Source organism: Bradyrhizobium sp. BRP56 (genome assembly GCF_020194035.1).
Classification (GTDB): Bacteria; Pseudomonadota; Alphaproteobacteria; order Rhizobiales; family Xanthobacteraceae; genus Bradyrhizobium; species Bradyrhizobium australafricanum.
In genome coordinates this window covers 1-20,926 of the sequence record NZ_JADYVV010000001.1, presented here as the reverse complement: position 1 = coordinate 20,926, position 20,926 = coordinate 1, and the positions used below count along the sequence as shown (strand labels likewise).

The 20,926-nt window shown below is 65.8% G+C and carries 18 protein-coding genes; 7 read left to right on the top strand and 11 right to left on the bottom strand.

What is annotated here, in order from left to right; genetic code table 11:
* Positions 1–7 precede the first annotated feature (7 nt).
* Positions 8–493: a tRNA (cytidine(34)-2'-O)-methyltransferase gene (locus I6F38_RS00090; RefSeq protein WP_028333182.1), complete on the bottom strand. Its 486-nt coding sequence runs from the start codon at positions 491–493 to the stop codon at positions 8–10.
* A 277-nt stretch (positions 494–770) separates the two neighbouring features.
* On the opposite strand from I6F38_RS00090, the gene petA reads away from it, so the two are divergent.
* The 3 genes from petA to I6F38_RS00075 all read left to right on the top strand — a co-directional run bounded on the left by petA (position 771) and on the right by I6F38_RS00075 (position 4,304).
* Positions 771–1,301 carry a ubiquinol-cytochrome c reductase iron-sulfur subunit gene (gene petA / locus I6F38_RS00085; protein ID WP_016839713.1) on the top strand — a complete coding sequence of 177 codons (531 nt, stop codon included), beginning with the start codon at positions 771–773 and terminating at the stop codon, positions 1,299–1,301.
* Between the two features lie 72 nt (positions 1,302–1,373).
* Positions 1,374–3,446: a cytochrome c1 gene (locus I6F38_RS00080; RefSeq protein ID WP_225158569.1), complete on the top strand. Its 2,073-nt coding sequence runs from the start codon at positions 1,374–1,376 to the stop codon at positions 3,444–3,446.
* A 183-nt stretch (positions 3,447–3,629) separates the two neighbouring features.
* Complete coding sequence (locus I6F38_RS00075) at positions 3,630–4,304, top strand: dienelactone hydrolase family protein (protein WP_225158568.1); 675 nt, start codon at positions 3,630–3,632, stop codon at positions 4,302–4,304.
* 165 nt (positions 4,305–4,469) lie between these two features.
* Here I6F38_RS00075 and I6F38_RS00070 read toward each other — a convergent pair whose 3' ends face one another.
* On the bottom strand, positions 4,470–5,465 hold the full coding sequence (locus I6F38_RS00070) for a VOC family protein (protein WP_225158567.1): 996 nt from the start codon (positions 5,463–5,465) through the stop codon (positions 4,470–4,472).
* A 356-nt stretch (positions 5,466–5,821) separates the two neighbouring features.
* Between I6F38_RS00070 and I6F38_RS00065 the strand changes: the two genes are divergently transcribed.
* Complete coding sequence (locus I6F38_RS00065) at positions 5,822–7,987, top strand: anthranilate synthase component I (RefSeq protein ID WP_225158566.1); 2,166 nt, start codon at positions 5,822–5,824, stop codon at positions 7,985–7,987.
* A gap of 115 nt (positions 7,988–8,102) precedes the next feature.
* A complete protein-coding gene (locus tag I6F38_RS00060) occupies positions 8,103–8,642 on the top strand; it encodes an adenine phosphoribosyltransferase (RefSeq protein ID WP_018273383.1) in 540 nt (179 codons plus the stop codon).
* 157 nt (positions 8,643–8,799) lie between these two features.
* Here I6F38_RS00060 and I6F38_RS00055 read toward each other — a convergent pair whose 3' ends face one another.
* The 8 genes from I6F38_RS00055 to I6F38_RS00020 form a co-directional block, all read right to left on the bottom strand.
* Positions 8,800–9,468: a hypothetical protein gene (locus I6F38_RS00055; protein WP_057016987.1), complete on the bottom strand. Its 669-nt coding sequence runs from the start codon at positions 9,466–9,468 to the stop codon at positions 8,800–8,802.
* Positions 9,469–9,528: 60 nt separating this feature from the next.
* Entirely contained in the window at positions 9,529–10,272 is a 744-nt protein-coding gene (locus I6F38_RS00050) for a hypothetical protein (RefSeq protein WP_038386041.1), read from the bottom strand.
* A 226-nt stretch (positions 10,273–10,498) separates the two neighbouring features.
* Entirely contained in the window at positions 10,499–11,716 is a 1,218-nt protein-coding gene (locus I6F38_RS00045) for a M48 family metallopeptidase (protein ID WP_225158565.1), read from the bottom strand.
* Positions 11,717–11,883: 167 nt separating this feature from the next.
* Positions 11,884–12,444 carry a LemA family protein gene (locus tag I6F38_RS00040; RefSeq protein WP_016839704.1) on the bottom strand — a complete coding sequence of 187 codons (561 nt, stop codon included), beginning with the start codon at positions 12,442–12,444 and terminating at the stop codon, positions 11,884–11,886.
* 241 nt (positions 12,445–12,685) lie between these two features.
* Positions 12,686–13,651, bottom strand: a complete 966-nt coding sequence (locus I6F38_RS00035) for a small ribosomal subunit Rsm22 family protein (RefSeq protein WP_225158564.1) — start codon at positions 13,649–13,651, stop codon at positions 12,686–12,688.
* Positions 13,652–13,803: 152 nt separating this feature from the next.
* Entirely contained in the window at positions 13,804–17,268 is a 3,465-nt protein-coding gene (gene smc / locus I6F38_RS00030; protein WP_225158563.1) for a chromosome segregation protein SMC, read from the bottom strand.
* A 334-nt stretch (positions 17,269–17,602) separates the two neighbouring features.
* On the bottom strand, positions 17,603–18,259 hold the full coding sequence (locus I6F38_RS00025; protein ID WP_225158562.1) for a DsbA family protein: 657 nt from the start codon (positions 18,257–18,259) through the stop codon (positions 17,603–17,605).
* Positions 18,260–18,381: 122 nt separating this feature from the next.
* The gene (locus I6F38_RS00020) at positions 18,382–18,861 is read right to left on the bottom strand and encodes a DciA family protein (protein WP_028334785.1); all 480 of its coding nucleotides are present in this window, start codon (positions 18,859–18,861) and stop codon (positions 18,382–18,384) included.
* Between the two features lie 101 nt (positions 18,862–18,962).
* On the opposite strand from I6F38_RS00020, the gene mutY reads away from it, so the two are divergent.
* Positions 18,963–20,054 carry an A/G-specific adenine glycosylase gene (mutY, locus tag I6F38_RS00015; RefSeq protein ID WP_225158561.1) on the top strand — a complete coding sequence of 364 codons (1,092 nt, stop codon included), beginning with the start codon at positions 18,963–18,965 and terminating at the stop codon, positions 20,052–20,054.
* Positions 20,055–20,201: 147 nt separating this feature from the next.
* Positions 20,202–20,621 (top strand): PaaI family thioesterase, encoded by a 420-nt coding sequence (locus I6F38_RS00010; RefSeq protein ID WP_225158560.1) that lies wholly within the window; start codon positions 20,202–20,204, stop codon positions 20,619–20,621.
* A 132-nt stretch (positions 20,622–20,753) separates the two neighbouring features.
* On the opposite strand, the gene I6F38_RS00005 is transcribed toward I6F38_RS00010, so the two are convergent.
* The coding region (locus I6F38_RS00005; protein WP_225158822.1) for a transposase at positions 20,754–20,926 on the bottom strand (173 nt) is incomplete at its 5' end.

Here is a 20,926-nt window from a genome sequence, read left to right as displayed (position 1 = left end):
AAATCCCTTAAGTTGCCGAACCGGCAATTCCAGAACCGGCGCTTCCTGAACCGGTCTGCCGCAGCGCCTCGCCGACGGCCATGGCCGCCGTGACGGCCACATTGAGCGAACGCATGGTCGGCCGGATCGGAATCACCAGCCGCGCATCTGCGGCGGCCACCACCGCGTCGGTCACCCCTGCCGTCTCGCGCCCGAACAGCAGGACATCGGAGGCCGTGTACGCGAAATCAAGATAGGATTTCGCCGCCTTGGTCGTGAATAGCACCAGCCGGCATCCGGCCTCGGCCCGCCATTCCTCGAATTTCGACCATGAGTCGTGACGCTTCAACCGCACATGGTCGAGATAGTCCATACCCGCCCGGCGGAAATTCCGGTCCGAGGTGTCGAATCCCGCCGGTTCGATGATATGGGCTGCCACGTCCAGGCAAGCGCAGAGGCGCAGAATCGTCCCTGTATTCTGGGGGATGTCGGGCTGGAACAGCGCGATCTGCATGGTGCGGGCGGCCTGTGAAATCCGGATGAAATTGTCTCAATAAAACATCGCTCGGCGCGGATTTCGTGCATTGCACGTGTGCGAGCCGATAGCGGGCTTGCGCTCGTCCGGCAAGGGTGCCAATAGAACGATTCTGGACTGCTGTTCCGCCATTTGGGGTGGGGAATGGCGGTTTTCTGCCGCCGCGGGGGCCGCGGGCGCCGGCAGCCTTTCTTGGGGCGCGTCCTGCGTCTCCAGGGCGGTTCCACCGGCTGCAGAAAAGAAAGGGCTAGGAATCGTGACGACAGCGTCTTCGGCGGACCATCCGACACGCCGTGATTTTCTCTTTGTTGCAACCGGAGCTGCCGCCGCGGTCGGCGCAGCCGCCACCGTCTGGCCGCTTGTTGCGCAGATGAACCCGGATGCCGCGACGATCGCGGCCGGCGCGCCGATCGAGGTCGATCTGACGCCGATCGCCGAGGGCCAGGACATCAAGGTCTTCTGGCGCGGCAAGCCGATCTACATCAGCCATCGCACCAAGAAGCAGATCCAGGAGGCCCAGAGCGTGGCGCTCTCGAGCCTGCCCGACCCGCAGCCCGACTCGGCCCGCGTCAAGGCCGGCCACGACCAGTGGCTGGTTGTGATCGGCATCTGCACCCATCTCGGCTGCATCCCGATCGCCCATGAGGGCAATTACGACGGCTTCTTCTGCCCCTGCCACGGCTCGCAGTACGACTCCTCCGGTCGTATCCGCCAGGGGCCGGCGCCCGCCAACCTGGCGGTGCCGCCTTACGCCTTCCTTTCCGACACCAAAATCCAGATCGGCTAAGTCCCGGCCCCTCCGGGATTTCAGCTTCCACTTGGACCCATCGCGTCGTTTTTCTTCTTCAGGATCGCATCAATGAGCGGACCATCTGATTTCCAACCGAGCAACCCCGCCTTGAAGTGGATCGAACGGCGCCTTCCGATCTTCGGCCTGATCCACTCCTCGTTCGTGGCCTATCCGACGCCGCGCAACCTGAACTACTGGTGGACCTTCGGCGCCATCCTTTCGATGATGCTGGCGCTGCAGATCCTGACCGGCGTGATCCTGGCGATGCACTACACGCCGCACGCCGACCTCGCCTTCAAGTCGGTCGAACTGATCGTCCGCGACGTCAATTACGGCTGGCTGCTGCGCAACATGCATGCGTGCGGCGCGTCGATGTTCTTCTTCGCCGTCTACATCCATATGTTCCGCGGCCTCTATTACGGGTCGTACAAGGAGCCGCGTGAGGTGCTGTGGATCCTCGGCGTCATCATCTACCTCCTGATGATGGCGACGGGCTTCATGGGCTACGTGCTGCCGTGGGGCCAGATGAGCTTCTGGGGCGCTACCGTCATCACCAATCTGTTCTCGGCCGTGCCCTATTTCGGCGAGAGCATCGTGACCCTGCTGTGGGGCGGCTATTCGGTCGGCAACCCGACGCTGAACCGCTTCTTCTCGCTGCACTATCTGCTCCCGTTCGTGATCGCCGGCGTGGTCGTGCTGCACGTCTGGGCGCTGCACGTCGCCGGTCAGAACAACCCGGCCGGCGTCGAGGCCAAGACCGAGAAGGACACCGTTGCGTTCACGCCGTATGCGACGATCAAGGACATGTTCGGCGTGTCCTGCTTCCTGATCTTCTTCGCCTGGTTCATCTTCTACATGCCGAACTATCTCGGCGACGCCGACAACTACATCCCGGCGAACCCGGGCGTGACGCCGGCGCACATCGTGCCTGAATGGTACTACCTGCCGTTCTACGCGATCCTGCGTTCGATCCCGAACAAGCTCGCCGGCGTCGTGGCGATGTTCTCGGCGATCATCATCCTGTGCTTCCTGCCCTGGCTCGACAGCGCACGGACCCGTTCGTCGAAGTATCGCCCGCTGGCCAAGCAGTTCTTCTGGATCTTCGTGGTGGTCTGCATCCTGCTCGGTTACCTCGGCTCGCAGCCGCCGGAAGGCATCTATGTGATCGCCGGCCGCATCCTGACGGTCTGCTACTTCGCCTACTTCCTGATTGTGCTGCCGCTGCTCGCCCGCATCGAGACGCCGCGTCCGGTGCCGAACTCGATCGCCGACGACGTGCTGGCGAAGAGCAAGGGCAGGGCCGCGACCGCGGCCTCTGTGATGCTCGCGATGGTCGTGGCCGGCAGCCTGCTCGTCGGCGGCACCCAGAACGCCAAGGCCGAGGAGGGTGGCAACGCGCCGCCGGCCCAGAAGTGGTCGTTCTCCGGTCCTTTCGGCACCTATGACCGTGGCTCGCTGCAGCGCGGCTTGAAGGTCTACAAGGAAGTCTGTGCGGCCTGTCACGGCCTGTCCTATGTCGCGTTCCGCAACCTCGCCGATCCCGGCGGCCCCGGCTATTCGCCGGCGCAGGCGGCGGCGTTCGCGTCCGAGTACAAGATCAAGGACGGCCCGAACGACCAGGGCGAGATGTTCGAGCGTCCGGGCCGCCCGGCGGATTACTTCCCGTCGCCGTTCCCGAACGAGCAGGCCGCGCGCGCGGCCAATGGCGGCGCGGCGCCGCCCGACCTCTCGCTGATCACCAAGGCGCGGTCCTACAAGCGCGGCTTCCCGCAGTTCGCGATCGACTTCTTCACCCAGTACCAGGAGCAGGGATCCGACTACGTCGACGCCATCCTGCAGGGCTTCGAGGACAAGGCTCCGGCGGGCGTCACGATCCCGGAGGGCTCGTACTACAACAAGTACTTCCCCGGCCACGCCATCAAGATGCCGAAGCCGCTGTCCGATGGTCAGGTGACCTTCGACGACGGTTCGCCGGCGACGGTCAAGCAGTACGCGCATGACGTCACCACGTTCCTGATGTGGGCGGCCGAGCCGCACATGGAGGAGCGCAAGCGGATCGGCATGCAGGTGTTCTTCTTCCTGGTCGTCTTCGCCTTCCTGATGTACTTCACCAAGCGCAAGGTCTGGGCCAACGCCCACTGATCTCGGGTACGGTATAGCGAGTTTGAAAAAGCCCCTTCGGGGGCTTTTTTGTTTGCAATCTCTCCGTCATTCCGGGGTGACGCGGTAGCATCGAACCCGGAATGACAGTGTCGTCAATTGCGTCGGCCGCCGAGTGCGGACAAGATGCCGGCCAATCAGCCGGCAAACATTGCGGAGGAACTCATGGGTACCAGCGTCAGCTTCAAGCGTCCGGACGGCAAGGATGCGTCAGGCTATCTCGCCAATGCGGCGCGCGGCAACGCACCCGGCGTCGTCGTGATCCAGGAATGGTGGGGCCTGTCGGACCAGATCAAGGGCCTGTGCGACCGCTTCGCGGTGGCCGGCTTCGATGCGCTGGCGCCCGATCTCTACAAGGGCAAGGTGGTGCCGTATCACGACACCGATGCCGCGGGCAAAGAGATGAACTCGCTCGACTTCATGGACGCCACCACGCAGACGGTGCGCGGCGCCGCGCAGTATCTCGCCAAGAACGGCGCCAAGGTCGGCCTGACCGGCTTCTGTCTCGGCGGCGCGGTGACCATCATCGGCTCGGTGCATGTGCCGGAACTAACTGCGGGCGTCGTGTTCTACGGCATTCCGCCGGAGCAGGCCGCCAAGCCCGCCGACGTCAGGATTCCGCTGCAGGCGCATTTCGCCAACAAGGACGACTGGTGCACGCCCGAGCTCGTCAGCAATTTCGAGAAAGCGATGAAGGCCGCCGGCAAATCGCTCGAGCTGTTCCGCTACGACGCCGAGCACGCCTTCGTCAACGAGCAGCGCCAGTCGGTGCACGACCGCGAGGCCGCCGAACTCGCCTGGGGCCGCGCCACGGACTTCTTCAAGAAGCACCTAGGGTAAGGCGATTGCAAAACCACCGGCGTCGTCCCGGCCAAGGCCGGGACCCATACGCCGTGGCTTTTGCAATGGGCACGCTGGCAGTCATCTCGCCAAATAACTACGCCCTGTGGTATGGGTCCCTGCTCCCGTGCGCAATTGCGCACTAGGCAGGGACGACGGCGAGACTTAACTTTCCTTCACCCCGTCCCACCAGGGGCAGGTCCCCGACATCAGCCTGAAATTGCCTTCCATCACCTGCACCGGTGCGCGCTTGCCCTCGGCGGCGGCGCGCATCCGCATCTCGCGCGCGACGGCGCGGTCCCCCGGCGACAGCCAGACCCGCTCGTGGCCCCACAGGCTCGGGCCGTCATGCATCTCGAACGGCGTCCAGTTCGCCGGATCGATCTCGCGGCCGCCCCAGCCGCACTCGACCATGAAGGCGGACGGCGACCTCGCGTAGAACGACGTCATCAGGTCGTTGGTGTGGCGGCCGAGCGTGACGTTGACGCGATCTTCCTGCTGCGCGACGTCATAGGCTTGGCCGACATCGTCGAGCGAGAACAGCTCGACCATCAGATGATGTATGCCGTTCGTGCCGGTCTCGATCAGCGCCAGCGAGTGGTGGCGGGCATTGACGTGGAAGAAATAGGCGCGGAACGGTTTTTCGATGTAGTCGCTGAGGCCGAAGCCGAGCACGTCGACATAGAAGCTCATCACCGGGGCGATGTGCTCGACGGTCAGCACCGCGTGGCCGAGGCCGAGCGGCCCGGTGCGGAAGCCGGAGATCGAGCGCCCCGGCCTGAACGGCGTGTCGTCGATCTCGGCGCCATGAAACGCCTCGAGGCGGTTGCCGGCGGGATCCCGAAACGAGATCAAGCCGCGCACCCGCCTGCTATCTACGAGCGCCTGCGGCTCTGATGTCACCGCGACGCCGGCGCGCTCCAGCCGTGCCGCCAGCGCGTCGAGGGCCGCACGGTCAGCCACCTCCCAGCCGAAGAACCGGGTGCCTTCGCCCTGGGCGCGGTCGATCACGATGCGCTGCTTGCGGTCGTCCATCCGGAACGCGAGCAACGAGTTGCCGCGTTCGACCGCCTGCAGCCCGACGAGGCCGGTGCCGAACTGCCGCCAGTCGTCGAGCGCGTCGGAGCCGAAGCCGGCATATCCGAGACCCAAAATCGCCATCTGCGCCTCCGCCATCTGTCTGTTTTTTGGGCGGCCGACCAGCCGCCATCTCACCAAATCCTACGCGGATTCCTGCCCCTTCAAACCCGAAAATGCCGCTCAAAAGGGCGTCCAGGATTGGGGCAGGGGTGCCGGGCCATCTCTTGACACGGCCCGCGCCGGGTGGTGAGTAACGGGCATGAGCACCGTTGCCAGTCCATCCCGTCGTTGGTGGCCCACCTTCTCATAGGTGGCCGGTGCGTTTTCTTTTTTCACAAACGTCGAAGGTCGCCATCGCAGTGCGACCGATGGTTAGTTTATTTGCCCTTCGTTTGTCCTGTGTGGCGCTCTCTCGGCAAGTCTCGTAAGAGGATCACATGAACAGGACAGTCTTCTCCCTGCCGGCTCGAAGCGAATATCTGACCAATGGCGGCCTTGCGGTCGCGCGCGTGGTCGAGCAGTTCACCGGCGGCGCCAACCGTCTCGACGACCTGATCGCGCTGCTGGACCGCCGCCGCGGCGTGGTGCTGTCCTCGGGCACGACCGTGCCGGGCCGCTACGAGAGCTTTGACCTCGGCTTTGCCGATCCGCCGCTGGTGCTTGAGACGTCAGGCACCAACTTCTCGTTGCAGGCGCTGAACCCGCGCGGCGAGGTCCTGATCGCCTTCCTCGGCGACGTGCTGCGCGAGCCCTGCGTCGTGATCTCGGAGCGGAGCGCAACACGGCTCGCCGGCCATATCATCCGCGGCGCCGCGCCGGTCGAGGAAGACCAGCGCACCCGCCGCGCCAGCGTGATGTCGCTGGTGCGCGACATGGTGGCGGCGTTCACCTCCAATGCCGATCCGCTGCTCGGCCTGTTCGGCGCCTTCGCCTACGACCTCGTGTTCCAGATCGAGGACCTGGTGCAGAAGCGCGCCCGCGAGGTCGACCAGCGCGACATCGTGCTCTACGTGCCGGACCGGCTGCTGGCCTATGACCGCGCCACCGGCCGCGGCGTGGCGCTCACTTACAAGTTCGCGTGGAAGGGCAAATCCACCGCAGGCCTGCCGCAGGAGACCGCGCCGAGCCTCTACGCCAGGAACGGCCGGCAAGGCTTTGCCGATCACGCGCCCGGCGAATATCAGGCGACTGTCGAGGTCGCGCGCGCGGCGTTTGCCCGCGGCGACCTGTTCGAGGCAGTGCCCGGGCAGCTGTTCGCCGAGCCCTGCGAGCGCTCGCCGGCGGAAGTGTTCCAGCGGCTCTGCCGCATCAATCCGTCACCCTATGGCGCGCTGATGAATCTCGGCGACGGTGAATTCCTGGTCTCCGCGTCGCCGGAGATGTTCGTGCGCTCCGACGGCCGCCGGGTCGAGACCTGCCCGATCTCGGGCACCATCGCGCGCGGTTCGGACTCGATCGGCGATGCCGAGCAGATCCGCAAGCTCCTGAACTCGGAGAAGGACGAGTTCGAGCTCAACATGTGCACCGACGTCGATCGCAACGACAAGGCGCGCGTCTGCGTGCCCGGCACCATCAAGGTGCTGGCGCGGCGTCAGATCGAGACCTACTCAAAGCTGTTCCACACCGTCGATCACGTCGAGGGCATGCTGCGGCCGGGCTTCGATTCGCTCGACGCCTTCCTGACCCATGCCTGGGCCGTGACGGTGACCGGCGCGCCGAAACTGTGGGCGATGCAGTTCGTCGAGGATCACGAGCGGTCGCCGCGGCGCTGGTATGCCGGCGCGATCGGCTGCGTCAATTTCGACGGCAGCATCAACACCGGGCTCACCATCCGCACCATCCGCATGAAGGATGGCCTCGCCGAGGTGCGCGTCGGCGCGACCTGCCTGTTTGACTCCGATCCGGCTGCCGAGGATCGCGAGTGCCAGGTCAAGGCGGCGGCGCTGTTCCAGGCGCTGCGCGGCGATCCGCCGAAGCCGCTGTCGGATTTCGCGCCCGATGCCACCGGCTCCGGCAAGAACGTGCTCCTGATCGATCACGACGACAGCTTCGTGCACATGCTGGCGGATTACTTCCGCCAGGTCGGCGCCACCGTCACCGTGGTCAGGCATATCCATGCCCAGGACATGCTCAAGAAGAAGGGCTGGGACCTCCTGGTGCTGTCGCCCGGGCCGGGGCGCCCGGAGGATTTCGGCATCGCGAAAACCATCGATACCGCGCTCGAGAACAAGCTGCCGATCTTCGGCGTCTGCCTCGGCGTGCAGGCGATCGGCGAGTATTTCGGCGGCCAGCTCGGCCAGCTCGGTCAGCCCGCGCATGGCCGTCCGTCGCGCGTCCAAGTGCGCGGTGGCCGGCTCATGCGGAACCTGCCCAATGAGATCGTGATCGGCCGCTACCACTCGCTGTTTGTCGAGCGCGACAGCGTGCCCGAGGTGCTGGCGGTGACCGCGACCACCGAAGACGGCGTCGCGATGGTGATCGAGCACAAGACCCTGCCGGTCGGCGGCGTGCAATTCCATCCGGAATCGCTGATGTCGCTCGGCAACGAGGTCGGCCTGCGCATTGTCGAGAATGCATTCCGGCTTAATGTGAGTAGCAAGTGAAGGCTAAGTTTAACCATCGTCATTCCGGGATGGTGCGTTAGCACCAGACCCGGAATCTCGAGATTCCAGGTTCGATGCTTCGCATCGCCCCGGAATGACCCTCAGAGCGAGACCAATGACCTTCGACCACGACATCAAGGCGACCGTTCGCACCATCCCGGACTACCCGAAGAAGGGCATCCTGTTTCGCGACATCACGACGCTGCTGGCGGATGCGAGGGCCTTCCGCCGCGCCGTCGACGAGCTGGTGCATCCCTGGGCGGGGGCGAAGGTCGACAAGGTCGCGGGCATCGAGGCCCGCGGCTTCATCCTCGGCGGCGCGGTGGCGCATCAGCTCTCCGCCGGCTTCGTGCCGATCCGCAAGAAGGGCAAGCTGCCACACACCACGGTGCGGATCGCCTATTCGCTGGAATACGGCATCGACGAGATGGAGATGCATGCCGACGCCGTGCAGCCCGGCGAGCGCGTGATCCTGGTCGACGATCTGATCGCGACCGGCGGCACCGCGGAGGGCGCGGTGAAGCTGCTGCGCCAGATCGGCGCCAATGTGGTCGCCGCCTGCTTCATCGTCGACCTGCCCGACCTCGGCGGCGCGGCCAAGCTGCGCGCGATGGACGTTCCGGTGCGCACGCTGATGGCGTTCGAGGGGCATTGATCTCTTAGCCTCGCCCCGCGTGCGGGGAGAGGCCGGATCGCATCGAAGATGCGATCCGGGTGAGGGGACTCTCCGCGCACTCCAATCTCGGTCGAATTTGCGGAACCAGCCCCTCACCCCGACCCTCTCCCCGCAAGAGCGGGGCGAGGGAGCAGAGTCATCCCCGCTGCAGCAGCATGCTCAATTCGAGATCGCGGAACGTCGTGTAATTCCGCCGGATCCATTGATGCAGCTCGGTTGATGAATCCTTTTCCTGGCGCAGATAGCCGGTGAAGGAGAAGTTCAGCCGGTCGATATAGGTCTTCAGGAACACCGGCAGCGCGCGGAAGCGCAGCACCCGGCTGGCGGTCATGACCGGCGGCAGCTCGCCGCGCACCACGAACTCGTTGTCGATGACGATCAGCGCATTCGGCGGGATCGTGCCGAGCAGCGTCTGGTAGCCACGCACCGAGGCGCGGTCGGTATCGGCGACGTACAGGATGACCGGCGCGACGCGACGGCGTAGCGCCTCCTTCATCAGCCCGATCTCGTCGCACATTTTGAAGAATTCGTCGAAGGCGTGGTAGCCGAGGTCGATCACCTTGCCGATGCCGTCATTGACGATGACGCGGTCCATCAGCTGCATCTTGCCGTAGGTGTCGATCACATCTGCCGTTTCGGTGATCCGCGGCAGGTAGTCGAGCAGCGACGGCTCCTTCAGATTGATGTCGTAGCAGACCACGTCGCCGTTCTTGAGCAGCAGGAATTCGCCGAGCAGCCGCGCGATCAGCGTCTTGCCGACCTGCGGGCGGGGCGAGCAGATGATGTAAACGGGCGTGGACGACATCGCCCGCTATATCAGGCCAAATTTTCGCCTAATCCAGCCCCATCAAGGTCGAAGGTCCGACTATTTTTCGCCTTTGGCCGACTTGGCGCCGACCAGGTCGGTCAGCTTGATCCGGTCGAACTCGCTCCAGACATTGGCGAGCCAGTGCCGGACATAGCCGCGCAGCACGAAGGAGTAGTTCGCGGCGTCGTCGTTGATGCCCTTGTTGGCGACGAATTTCAGGAACGGAACCGAGGAGACCTCGACCTGCTCATAGGCCATTTCGTTGAGCTTGGGGATCGTGAGGTCGGTCGCGTCCTTGATGCGATGGAAGTAGGAATTGTAGGTCGCCTGGTCCCACTGGAAGAATTGGGTGTCGTTGATGAAGTTCTTCACCAGGAAATACTTCGCGCCGCTCATGAAGTTGGCGGTTTCGGCGATCTCGTCCAGCGAGGCGATCGACGGGCCGAGGATATGGAACACGGCGAAGGTGATCTGGCCGGAGCGCGCCGCGTCGAGGAAGCCGATATCGCGCAACGAGGCCAGCGCGGGCGACAACAGGCCGGCGCGGACGTCGATCACGGTGACCGAGGGTCCCGAGTTCAGCGTGTCGAAGATCTTCATCTGGTCCGCGGTCGTCGTCATGTCGACGATCTCGGTGATGTCGGGATGGAAGCGCTTCAGCGTGCCGCGCGGCGATTCGGTGTCGAACGCCCGGGTCTGCACGTTATTGGCACTGAAATAGTCCAGGAGCGTCCGCGAGACGGTGGTCTTGCCGACCCCGCCTTTGTCGGCGCCCACCACGATCACAACCGGCTTTGCCATGGAAGTCCCTTAAAGCGCGCTCCCGATCGCGATGGCGATCGGCAAGTCCCCACACTGCTTTGGGCGAGAACATGGCAGAAACGAGGGAGAATTCAATTCCTTAAGGCGCCCACGATCGGTTTGGTGGGAATTTCCTTAATGGACTGAGTAGGCTAGGGCCATGATCCGGAAAAATGCGCAGCCGGTTTTCCGAGACAATCATGGTCAAATCAAACCGCTCAAGCGGTCAACGGTGCGGGCCCCAAGGACCCTGGAGCGGACCAAACGGTCCCTGCCTGGGAGTTGTGCCCGGCAACGGCGGCGGATTGTTCGGCTGCGCCGGCGGCGTATCGCCCCATGGGCCATGGGTCGCCGGCGGAGGCTGGTCGCCCGCCGCGGACGGCTCATCCTGCGGCTCCGTCTCGTCCGGCAGCGCCAGCGGTCCGGGATCGTGGCCGCCGGCGTATTTCACCAGGGCATCGACCCGGGACTTCACGGAGGGATGGGTGGCGAACAGGTCGGCAAATCCCTCGCGCGGATTGTCGACGCAGAGTTCCATCACCGCTGAGGTGGCGTCCGGGAGCTCGCCGCGGTTCTCGATCTTGCGCAGCGCCGAGATCATCGCGTCGGGGTTCTTGGTCAGCTCCACCGATCCGGCATCGGCGAGGAATTCGCGCGAGCGCGACAGCGCGAGCTTGACCACTTGGGACAGGAGCCAGGCCAGCACGATCAGCGCGACCGCGATGATGATCACGATGATCGCGCCGCCGCCCGAGCCCTTGCTGTCGCGGTCCGAGGAGGATGACGAGGAGCGAGAGGATGAAGACGACCAGCCGCCTCCGCCGCCGCTCGAGTTCCACGACAGGTTCGTGAACAGGCGGAAGAACAGCTCGCCGAAGAAGCCGACCACGCCGGCGATGATTACCGCGATCACCATCAGCTGCACGTCGCCGTTCTTGATATGGGTGAGCTCGTGGCCGAGCACGGCCTCGATCTCCTTATCGTTCAGCGCCTTCAACAGGCCGGTAGTGACCGTGATGGCGTATTGGCTCCGGTTCAGTCCGGTCGCGAACGCATTCAGCGCCGGGCTGTCCATCACCTTCAGCTTCGGCATCGGGATGCCGCGCGAGATGCAGAGATTTTCCAGAAGATTGTAGAGCCGCGGCTCTTGCTGCCGAGTCACGCTCTCGCCGCCGGTGACGGCGTCGATCATCTTCTGGTGGAAGAAATAGGCGATCACGATCCAGGCCGCTGCCGCGATCGTCGCCCACGGCAAGGCCGAGACCAGGTCGCGCAAGGCCCGCGTCAGGTAATAGTCGACGGTGCGGCCGCTATCGATCATCACCTCCGCGACCAGCGCGCCAGCATAGACCAGCACGTAGATCAGCAGGAACAGGCCGGCAAGCAGCAGCATCGAACGAAACTTGTTCGATGCGATATGCGTGTAGAGACCATAGGCGGCCATGGTGCGCGTCCGCTCTCACCGTCATTCCGGGGCGCGCGGCACGCGCGAACCCCAATGCGCAATTGCGCTTTGTGGAATCTCAAGATTAGTGAGTGAGATGAGATTCCGGGTTCGATGCGTTGCATCGCCCCGGAATGACCGAAGGGGCGTCATCTCGAAGGAAGTAATCAGAACTTCACGCTGGGCGCCGCCTCGACCTCCGTGCGGCTGGCGCCGAGGTCGAAGAAATCCTTGCGGGTGAAGCCGAACATGCCGGCGAACAGCGCGGCCGGCATCTGCTGGATGCCGGTGTTGTATTCCTGGACCGCGTTGTTGAAGAAGCGGCGGCTGGCGGCGATCTTGTTCTCGAGATCGGAAAGCTCGGAGGCGAGCTGCTGGAAGTTGGCGTTGGCCTTGAGGTCCGGATAGGCCTCCGAGAGCGCGATCAGCCGGCCGAGCGCGCCGGAGAGCTGATTCTCCGCCGCCGAGACCTGGGCCGGACCCTGCGCCGACATCGCCGAATTGCGCGCCTTGATGACGTCGTCGAGCGTGCCGCGCTCATGCGCGGCATAGCCCTTCACCGTCTCGACCAGATTCGGGATCAGGTCGTGGCGCTGCTTGAGCTGCACGTCGATGTCGGCAAAGGCCTGTCCGACCCGCTGGCTGAGCGCGACGAGGCGGTTGTAGGCGCCGAACGCAAACAGCACGAGAAGCACGATGACGCCGATAACGATCCAGCTGGTCGACATGACGGGGCAGCTCCTGATGGACGAGACGGCGGCACCGTAACCCAAGATCGGGGCGCAGGGCAGCCCGCCGCGGAAAGGTGGGCAAGCGTTAGTCGGTGATGGCCGCAAATTAGTTCAATATCGTCCCGGCGAAGGCCGGGACGCATACGCCGCGGCCCGCGGCAGGGGCGCAAGCGGCGACGGCTTCACTCGCAACAAACCTCGGTGGTTATGGGTCCCGGCCTTCGCCGGGACGACGTAACTAGACCGCATCGCCCCAGCGCCAGCGCCGGGCGCTTGCGTATTCGGCTCTGGCACGGCGCGGGATCCGCGCAACCGATACGCCCTCGGGCGTGCACAGTTTCGCCGCGATCTCGACCTTGCCGACGTCCGGCTGCGCCAGCACGCGCGATGGCCTGTTCTCAACGCGCGCGCGGCTCAGCGCGACATAGGCGAAGCGCTCGTCCTCGAAGGGTAGCTCCGCGCCCTTGACCTGCTTGTGCGCGCGCGAGCGTTGCAGGCGCTGCGAGAAGTGGCACCAGTCGGGCGCGACCAGCGGACAGCCACCGTCATGCGGGCAGGGTGCCACGACGTGAGCGCCGGCGGCGATCAGGCGTGCGCGCAATGCGATGATCCGCGCATAGCCGGCGGGCGTACCGGGCTCGACGACCAGCAGCGTGTCGCTGGTTTTCGACCACAGCGCATCGGCCAGCGCCCCGCGCTCGGCATCGCCGAGTTCGCCGATCATGTAGCTGGCGACGACGAGGTCGGCGGGCTCGGCCTTGTCGAGCAGGGCGCGCGCCTCGCCGAGTTGATAGCTGGCGTCGTGCAGGCGAATGCTGCCGTGAAACAGCTCCTCGGCGAGCGTCCGCAACGCGCCGTTGGCATCAAGTAGGGTGAAGTCCCGCAGCGACGTGAACGCTTCCGCGGCGGCCCAGGTCGCGGTCCCCGGACCGGCACCGACATCGAGCAGGCGCGCCGGCGCGAAGTCCGGCCTGATCTCCGTCAGGGCGTTGAGGCTCGCTGCGACGGCGGCATAGGTCGCCGGCATCCGCGCCAGCGCATAGGCCAGCGCATCGGTCTCGGTCCTGATCGTCGAGGAGCCGCCGCCCTCGCGATAGGTCTGCGAGATCGCTGCCGCGCGACCGGCGGCGTCGCTGCGCGACAGGCCTTCGAGCCTGGCGTTGAGGGCGGCGCGCAGTTCGGCGGGGAGGTCGGGTGAGGTCATGTGACGGACTATCCCACGTCATTGCGAGCGGAGCGAAGCAATCCATAGCGCCGCGTGCTGAGGCATGGATTGCTTCGTCGCTATCGCTCCTCGCAATGACGATGCGGAGGCGCGGGTATCAAGAAAATGACGTCGACGCGTAGGTGCTACGCCTAAGCCACGTTCTGGTCGAGGATGTCGACCGCGCCCTGCAGGTCGACCGACACCAGCTGCGACACGCCGCGCTCGGCCATGGTGACACCGAACAGCCGGTTCATCCGCGCCATCGTGATCGGATTGTGCGTGATGATGATGAAGCGCGTCTCGGTCGAGCCGGTCATCTCGTTCAGCAGGGTGCAGAACCGTTCGACGTTGTGGTCGTCGAGCGGCGCGTCGACCTCGTCCAGCACGCAGATCGGCGACGGATTGGTCAGGAACACCGCGAAGATCAGCGCGAGCGCCGTCAGCGCCTGCTCACCGCCCGAGAGCAGCGAGAGCGTCTGCGGCTTCTTGCCGGGCGGCTTGGCGATGATCTCGAGGCCGGCCTCGAGCGGATCGTCGCTCTCGATCAGATGCAGCGCGGCTTCGCCGCCGCCGAACAGCTCGGTGAACAGCCGCTTGAAGTGGTTGTTGACGGTCTCGAACGAGGTCAGCAGGCGCTCGCGCGCCTCGCGGTTGAGGCTCTGGATGCCCTGGCGCAGCCGCTTGATCGCTTCGACCAGATCGTCGCGTTCGGTGGTCAGCGCGGTGTGCTGGGTCTCGACTTCCTTGAGCTCTTCCTCGGCACGCAAATTGACGGCGCCGAGCCGCTCGCGGTCGCGGCGCAGCTTTTCGAGCTCTTCGTCGACCTGCGTGACCGGCGGCAGCTCCTGGCCGGGTTCGATCTCGGCCATGCCGACGACCGCGCTGGGCTCGACCTCGAGCATGTCGTGGATCTCGCGCTCGATGTCGGCGAGGCGGCGGCGGGTGCCTTCCATGCGCTCCTCGGCGCGCGCGGTAGCTTCGCGGGATGAGGAGAGCGCTTCGAGCGAGGCCTTGGCGAGGCGATCGGTTTCCGCCATCGCGGCTTCCGCGGTCGCCAGCGCGTCGGCGGCGATGCGGCGATCGCCTTCGGCGTGCTCGATCTCCGTGATCAGCGCGCTGCGCTTCTCGGCGAAAACTTCGGGCGCATTGGCGAGTTCCTCGCGCTCGGCCGACACCTCGGCGATGCGCGCCTCGACGGTCTCGACCTGCGAGGCGGCGCTGGTCTTGCGGTTCTGCCACTCATTGCGCTCGGCAACGATCGCCTGCACGCGGCGGTCGGCGAGCTCGGCCTCGCGGGCCAGCGCCTGCGCCTCGGCGCGGACTTGCGCCGCGGCCCGGCGCTGGTTGTCGATCTCGGCGCGAACCGCGGCGAGCTGGGCCTCGGTCTCGACACCCGGCGGCAGTTCGGCGAGCGCGGCAGCCGCGCTCTCATGCGCGGCTTCGGCCTCGGCGCGGTCGGCGGCGACGCGGCTGTGCGCCTCGGTCAGCGCCGATTTGCGCGCGGCGTGGCGGTTGATCTCGCGCTCGGTGGCGGCATGACGTTCGCGCGCGGCGTCGGCCTCGCGGCGGGCGGCGCGGACGGCTTCGCGCGAGGCACCCTCGGCGGCGGACGCCGAGCGCAATTCCTCTTCAGCCGTCTCCAGCGCCTGGCGCTTGGTGGCGGCATCGATGCGGGCCTGTTCCAGCTCGTGCTCGATGTCGACAAGACGGGCGCGCTCGGCAAGACGGCGGGCGGCGCCGGTCGGGGCATGCGCGTCGGCGACGAAGCCGTCCCAGCGCCAGACGTCGCCTTCGAGCGAGACCAGCCGCTGGCCGGTCTTCAGCTGCGACACCAGCGCCGCGCCGCGTTCCTTGGCCACGACGCCGATCTGGGCCAGGCGGCGCGCCAGTTCCGGCGGCGCCTGGACATGGTCGGCCAGCCGCTCGACGCCATCGGGCAGTGCCGGATCTTCGCCGGCCACGCCGATATTGGTCCAGCGCATCGGCGCCGAGGAATCCACCGGCGCATCGAGGTCGTCGCCGAGCACGGCGCCGATCGCCTTCTCATAGCCCTTGGCGACCGTGATGCCGTCGATGATCGGCGGCCAAAGATTCTTGGTCTCGCTGGTGACGAGCTTGGAGATGGTGCGGGCTTCCGTCTCAAGCCGCTGCACGCGCTTCTCCGCTTCGGTGAGCGGGTTGCGGGAGGCTTCCAGCGTCTGCCGCGCGGCGGCGTGATGCGCCTCGCTGGTCTGCACGGCGGCCTCGGACTCGGCGAGCGTCTGCTGCGCCATCTCCATGGCGGCGGCCAGCGCGTCGATGTCGCCGAGATTGCCGGTCTCCTGCGCGAGCCTGGTTTCCTCGGCCTGGACGTTGGCGATCTCCTGATCGAGCCGGGCCAGCCGCTCGCGATGCGTACGCACGCCGGCTTCGAGCTGATTGCGCTTGGCGGTGAGATCGGCGAGCTGCGTGGTCAGCTCGGAGAACTGGCGCTCGGTCGCGGCCAGGATCTCCTCGGCCTCAGCGACGCGCTCGTCGACGCCGGAGCGCTTCTCGACGCGCGACTTGATCTCTTCCTTGAGCTCCGCGTCTTCGGTGTCGAGCCGCTGCAGCGCGATGTCGGCATCGGAGGTCTGCTGCTGCTCGCGCGCGATGTCCTGGGCGAATTGGGTGAGACGGCGATCGAGCTCGCCGACGCGCTCCTTGGCGCGCTGCTCCTCGCGGTCGAGCATCTCGCGCGTGTTGGTCAGGCGCTGCAGGCCGGCGGCGGCGCGCGCTTCGGCATCGCGCAGCGCCGGCAATTCGGCGGCGCGGATCGCCTGGATGCGGGCGGATTCGGCCTGCTCGCGGGTGCGCTCGGCCATCTCGCGCACGGAGATATCATGGGTCTGGGCGGCGTCGTTGACGTCGGCATTGGCCTCGATCCAGCGCAGATGGAACAGCATGGCTTCGGACTTGCGCACCTTGGCCGCGACCTCACGGTAGCGGATTGCCTGGCGCGCCTGCTTCTTCAGGCCTTCCATCTGGCCTGTGAGCTGGCCGATCACGTCCTCGACGCGGGTGAGGTTGGTTTCGGCCGCCTTCAGCCGCAGTTCCGCCTCGTGGCGGCGGGCATGCAGGCCGGCCACGCCGGCGGCGTCTTCCAGCACGCGGCGGCGCTGCTCGGGCTTGGCCTGGATGATCTCGCCGATCTTGCCCTGGTGGACCAGCGCCGGCGACCGCGCGCCGGTGGCGGCGTCGGCGAACAGGATCTGCACATCTCTTGCACGGACATCGCGGCCGTTGATGCGGTAGACCGAGCCGGCTTCGCGCTCGATGCGGCGGGAGATTTCCAAGAGCTGGCTGTCGTTCACCGCGGCCGGCGCCGAGCGATCGGAATTGTCGATCGTCATCACGACTTCGGCGTGGTTGCGTGCCGGACGGTTGCCGGAACCGGCGAAGATCACCGCGTCCATGTCGGCGGCGCGCAGCGACTTGTGCGAGGTCTCGCCCATCGCCCAGCGCAGCGCTTCGACGAGATTGGATTTGCCGCAGCCATTCGGTCCGACGACGCCGGTCAGGCCCGGCTCGATCATGAAATCGGTGGGTTCAACGAACGACTTGAAACCGTGCAGGCGGAGGCGCGTGAGCTTCATGTACACAAATCTCGTTTGGCCGGGCGCGAATCTCCCTGCCGTGACAATACCATGGAAGGCAATGTCGGTGTGTGGGTGAGTTGCTGCGTGCAGCTCTCATGAGCGGCGACAATGGCGATGCGAGCGCGTCAGGGCAACCGCTTGAGCAAGCTTTTCCCAAGGGATTTGCAGGGTTTTATGGCCCTTACATGTCCTCGATGATTCGCATCGCGCGAATCAGGTTTTCAACAACCAAATGATGCGACGGCCGCGTGCCGTGATCGCAAATCATCCACAATTATCGTGCCTCGACTCGAAAGCGAGGCACGAAGACGTCAGGTTCGCGGGCTCCCGATCAGCTCTTCAGCAGCGGATCGATGTGCTTGCTGAATTCCTCGAACGAGGTCTCGCCCTTCAGCATCTCGCCATTGACGAAGAAGGTCGGCGTCGAGTTTACCTTCAGCACCTCGTTGGCGTATTTCTGGTCGGCGGCGATCTTGTCGAGCAGCTTCTGATCCTTCAGGCAGTCCTCGACCTGCTGCTGGGTGAGGCCGGCCTGCTTGCCGATCCGCGTCAGCGTCTCGGTGGTGTTCTTCACCACCCAGTCGTTCTGCTGGCGGAACAGCAGGTCGATCACGGCAAAATACTTCGGCGCGTCGTCCTTGGCGATGCAGCGCGCCAGCATCGAGCCGGCGGCGGCCTTGATGTCGAGCGGGAATTCGCGGAACACGTAGCGGACCTTGCCGGGGTCGATGTAGGTCGACTTGATCTTCGGGAACACGGTCTCGTTGAAATTGGCGCAGTGCGGGCAGGTCATCGAGGCGTATTCGACGATCGTCACCTTGGCGTCCTGCGGGCCGAGCCCCATGTCCGGCAGCGACTGCGGCTTGGCGACCTCGGCGGCGGCCTGCGCGAACGCGTCGGTGATCAGGCGCAGCGGCGACAGGCCGGCGAGGGCGGCAAGCCCGGTCAGCGAGAGAGCGGTGGTGAAAGCGCGGCGCGTGATGATCAAGGTCAGCTCCCGGATTGGCGCATTCACGCCACAATGAAGGGGTCCCGAAAAAGAAGCCTTCGCTAGCTTGAAACGGCCATTGTGGCAATGCCGCGGTCTTGCGGCGGGCCTGCCGAAAAGCGTCAATTTCGCTTGATCGAGGCACCCAAACGGGCCAGCGCCGCGCGCAGATCGTCGTCCTCGACGGCCGCAAGGTTGGCCGCCTCCCGGGCCACGGTTTTGGCGTCCGGCGGGCGCGGCCGTACCGGGCGGCTGCGGCGCGAGAGCGGCGCCTGTCGGATGGTCAGGCGGCCGACCGCATGCCAGCCGAAGAAGCGGTTCACCCGTTCCAGGATGACGTCGGAGGAGTGCTGGATCTCCAGCGCCATCGGCCCTTCGACCCGCAGCACCAGCGTCGCCGGCTCCTGCGGCTGTCCCTCCACCGGCCGCGGCCACTGCATCTTCAGCGGCTCGCAATAGGCGGCAATTCGCTCGCCCGCGATCTCGGTCCAGCGCGTCACCAATTCGCGCGCGGCAAAGCCCTGCTTGGCATAGGCGTCGGTGAAGACGTCGCTGAGCAGGATCGACAGGGGCTTTGCGCTGATCGGGCCGGGTCTGGACATCAGAGGGTTATAGGGCAGGCGTCGGTCCTGGACAAAGAAAGACGTGGATGCCCGGGTCAAGCCCGGGCATGACGCGGCGGGATTTGCCTTAAGATACGTCCATGAGTTCTCGTGCAGCCGCCAAAGCCAAACCGACCGAAGACGCCGCCGACCGCCCGGCGCGGCTGCTTGCCTGGTATGACCGGCATCGCCGGATGCTGCCGTGGCGCGCGGTGGCGGAGGAGCGGGCCGATCCGTATCGCGTCTGGCTGTCGGAGATCATGCTGCAGCAGACCACGGTACGGGCGGTCGGGCCCTATTTCGAGAAATTCGTGTCGCGCTGGCCCGACGTGACCGCGCTTGGGCGTGCCTCGCTCGACGACGTCCTGAGGATGTGGGCCGGGCTCGGCTATTATTCGCGGGCGCGCAATTTGCACGCCTGCGCGGTCGCGGTGATGGGCGACCACGGCGGGGTGTTTCCGGACACCGAGGAGGGCCTGCGCGCGCTGCCCGGCATCGGGCCGTACACCGCGGCCGCGATCGCCGCCATCGCCTTCGACCGCCGCACCATGCCGGTGGACGGCAACATCGAGCGCGTGGTCAGTCGGCTCTACGCCATCGAGGAGGCGCTGCCGCAGGCCAAGCCGCTGATCAAGGAGATGGCGGCGACATTGCTCGGCCCGTCCCGCGCCGGCGACAGTGCTCAGGCGCTGATGGATTTGGGCGCGACGATCTGCACGCCGAAGAAGCCGGCCTGCGCATTGTGTCCGCTGAACGACGACTGCGCGGCGCGCACGCGCGGCGACCAGGAAACGTTCCCGCGCAAGGCACCGAAGAAGAGCGGCATCTTGCGCCGCGGCGCGGCCTTCGTGGTGACACGCGGCGGCGAGCTCCTGGTGCGCTCGCGCCCGGAAAAAGGCCTGCTCGGCGGCATGACCGAGGTGCCGGGGTCGCAATGGCTGGCCGGGCAGGAGGACGCGGCGGCGCTGGCGCAGGCGCCGGACCTCAAGGGCGTCACGCGCTGGCACCGCAAGGCGGGCGTTGTCACCCACGTGTTCACGCACTTCCCGCTCGAGCTCGTCGTCTACACTGCCAGCGTGCCGCCGCGGAGCCGCGCGCCGGATGGCATGCGCTGGGTGCCGGTGGCGACGCTGGACGGCGAGGCGTTTCCGAACGTGATGCGCAAGGTCATCGCGCATGGGCTCGATCTCTGACGATGCGATGAATCACATCATCGGCTCATTTTTTTGAGCATGATCTTTTCGGAAAACCGGTTCCCACTTTTCCGGATCATGCTCTGACCTGCTGACACCATGCTGGCAGCAGGGCTTCGCTATCACCTCCGGAAACCGGAGGCCGCCATGATCGCAACCGCACTCGACCGCATTCCGATGCCGCCCGTCGCAAAGCTACTGGGTTGGCACGTGGTCGACGCCCGTCCGCAGGAGGGCTGGATCAGGATCGTGTTCGACGGCAAGCCGGAGTTTTGCAATCCGGCCGGCTTTATCCAGGGCGGCATGCTCTCGGCGATGCTCGACGACACGATGGGGCCGGCGGTGTTCGTGATGACCGAGGGCCGGCTCTTCACCACGACCATCACGATGATCATGAATTTCCTGGCGCCGGCAAAGCCCGGACCGATCACCGGCGAGGCGACGGTGACGCAACTCGGTAAGACCATCGCCTTCGTCGAGGGAAAGCTGGGCGCCGCCGACGGCACACTGCTCGCGACCGCGAGCAGCAGCATCCGCCTGGTGGAGGCGGCGCGCGCGCTGCGGTGAAGCCGCGCCCGCATTGGTAAGTCCGACATGCTGAGGTGCGAGCGGAGCGAGCCTCGAAGCATGCCGGCCACCAGCCGGGCCGTTCATCCTTCGAGACGCCGCTTCGCGGCTCCTCAGAGTCTGACTCATAAATCACCCAACCTTAGCTGCAGCCGCGAGTCTGCGGGTCAGGAGCCTGATGTGTGCAATCAGCAGCCAGGCAGCTTCGGTTGCCACCGTCGCCTCGAAGTCCTTGGCGAGGCGGCGGCATCTGTCGAACCAAGCGAATGTGCGTTCAACCACCCACCGCCTCGGCAGAAGCTGGA

Coding starts and splice junctions, on each gene's coding strand:
- I6F38_RS00075 (WP_225158568.1), top strand. CDS start 3,630: ATGGGTACCAGCGTCAGCTTCAAGCGTCCGGACGGCAAGGATGCGTCA.
- I6F38_RS00060 (WP_018273383.1), top strand. CDS start 8,103: ATGACCTTCGACCACGACATCAAGGCGACCGTTCGCACCATCCCGGAC.
- I6F38_RS00065 (WP_225158566.1), top strand. CDS start 5,822: ATGAACAGGACAGTCTTCTCCCTGCCGGCTCGAAGCGAATATCTGACC.
- I6F38_RS00045 (WP_225158565.1), bottom strand. CDS start 11,716: ATGGCCGCCTATGGTCTCTACACGCATATCGCATCGAACAAGTTTCGT.
- I6F38_RS00010 (WP_225158560.1), top strand. CDS start 20,202: ATGATCGCAACCGCACTCGACCGCATTCCGATGCCGCCCGTCGCAAAG.
- smc (WP_225158563.1), bottom strand. CDS start 17,268: ATGAAGCTCACGCGCCTCCGCCTGCACGGTTTCAAGTCGTTCGTTGAA.
- I6F38_RS00055 (WP_057016987.1), bottom strand. CDS start 9,468: ATGTCGTCCACGCCCGTTTACATCATCTGCTCGCCCCGCCCGCAGGTC.
- I6F38_RS00070 (WP_225158567.1), bottom strand. CDS start 5,465: ATGGCGATTTTGGGTCTCGGATATGCCGGCTTCGGCTCCGACGCGCTC.
- I6F38_RS00080 (WP_225158569.1), top strand. CDS start 1,374: ATGAGCGGACCATCTGATTTCCAACCGAGCAACCCCGCCTTGAAGTGG.
- I6F38_RS00090 (WP_028333182.1), bottom strand. CDS start 493: ATGCAGATCGCGCTGTTCCAGCCCGACATCCCCCAGAATACAGGGACG.
- I6F38_RS00040 (WP_016839704.1), bottom strand. CDS start 12,444: ATGTCGACCAGCTGGATCGTTATCGGCGTCATCGTGCTTCTCGTGCTG.
- I6F38_RS00020 (WP_028334785.1), bottom strand. CDS start 18,861: ATGTCCAGACCCGGCCCGATCAGCGCAAAGCCCCTGTCGATCCTGCTC.
- I6F38_RS00035 (WP_225158564.1), bottom strand. CDS start 13,651: ATGACCTCACCCGACCTCCCCGCCGAACTGCGCGCCGCCCTCAACGCC.
- mutY (WP_225158561.1), top strand. CDS start 18,963: ATGAGTTCTCGTGCAGCCGCCAAAGCCAAACCGACCGAAGACGCCGCC.
- I6F38_RS00050 (WP_038386041.1), bottom strand. CDS start 10,272: ATGGCAAAGCCGGTTGTGATCGTGGTGGGCGCCGACAAAGGCGGGGTC.